Source organism: Bacillus sp. 05T31, assembly GCF_056396725.1.
Genome location: NZ_JBFTMA010001100.1, coordinates 1 through 928, shown reverse-complemented (window position 1 = coordinate 928; position 928 = coordinate 1). Strand labels below are relative to the sequence as shown.

3 protein-coding genes are annotated in these 928 nt (G+C 37.8%); all 3 read right to left on the bottom strand.

Annotation, left to right across the window (positions count from 1 at the left end):
* Positions 1-170, bottom strand: a 170-nt coding sequence (locus tag AC1DJR_RS31645) for an ATP-binding cassette domain-containing protein (protein ID WP_477004435.1), incomplete at its 3' end; no start/stop codon positions are given.
* A gap of 169 nt (positions 171-339) precedes the next feature.
* Entirely contained in the window at positions 340-681 is a 342-nt protein-coding gene (locus AC1DJR_RS31640; protein WP_002014108.1) for a DUF1048 domain-containing protein, read from the bottom strand.
* Positions 682-756: 75 nt separating this feature from the next.
* Positions 757-928, bottom strand: a 172-nt coding sequence (locus tag AC1DJR_RS31635; protein ID WP_477004434.1) for a PadR family transcriptional regulator, incomplete at its 5' end; no start/stop codon positions are given.

The window sequence follows — 928 nt, the reverse complement described above, 5'->3', positions numbered from 1 at the left end:
TGCTTCATCAGCGTCGAGAGGATATTGACTATTGTCGTCTTGCCCGCTCCATTTGAGCCCAGCAGTGCGAAAATTTCGCCACGCTGCACTTCAAAATCTACCCCTTTTAACACTTCCTTATCTTTAAAGGATTTTTTTAATCCTTTTACAGAAATCGCTGTATTGGTCATACTTTTTTCCTCCTTAAAAAATGTTTTGTAAAGCTAGACTGCCTACACCCCTCTATTTAGTATTACTTATAATCTGTATTACTTAGTACTGATTTAAAAATATAACTGAATAGCGATGGCGGCAATTCACATTTGTAACCAGCTAATCAGTCGGTATTACCTGTTGCATTTATTTTTTTCTCAATTGCTTCATGATACTTTCATTCAAATCTTCACGATACTTGGAAACATAAGTTTTAGCGTTTGCCACTAGTTCGTCAGCAAAGGATGCCACGTCCTCCCCAGTGATTTCTAGCACTTGTCTGCCTTCCGCCGCACCGGCTTCAAACAAATCGATTAGTTCATACTGTATGTGTAGCATATCCATCCCGTTACCAGCTGAGAAATTCCACATGTAGTTTTGAATTTTCTTAAACACAAACTGATAGTCCTCTGGCAGAGCTCCAACCCGTGCCATCATCATTTTGTACTCTTTTTTATCACCAATTAATTTTTTGAACATTTCCAACATATTATTTTTCCTCCTTTTTTATAAAGCAGAACAAGAAACTCCCAAAATATMGGCCGAATATTTAATCTTATGAGGCTAGTTTGACTTCAAGACGTTAATTTTTGATGATACAAAATCCCATTTTCTCCAAAACAATTCAAGCTCCTGACGGCCATCCTCATTTAGTGAATAAAACTTGCGAGGCGGCCCCATGTCTGACGGTTTCTTTTCAATATTCACAAGTTTTTTCTTCTCTAATCGCACAAGG

Coding starts and splice junctions, on each gene's coding strand:
- AC1DJR_RS31640 (WP_002014108.1), bottom strand. CDS start 681: ATGTTGGAAATGTTCAAAAAATTAATTGGTGATAAAAAAGAGTACAAA.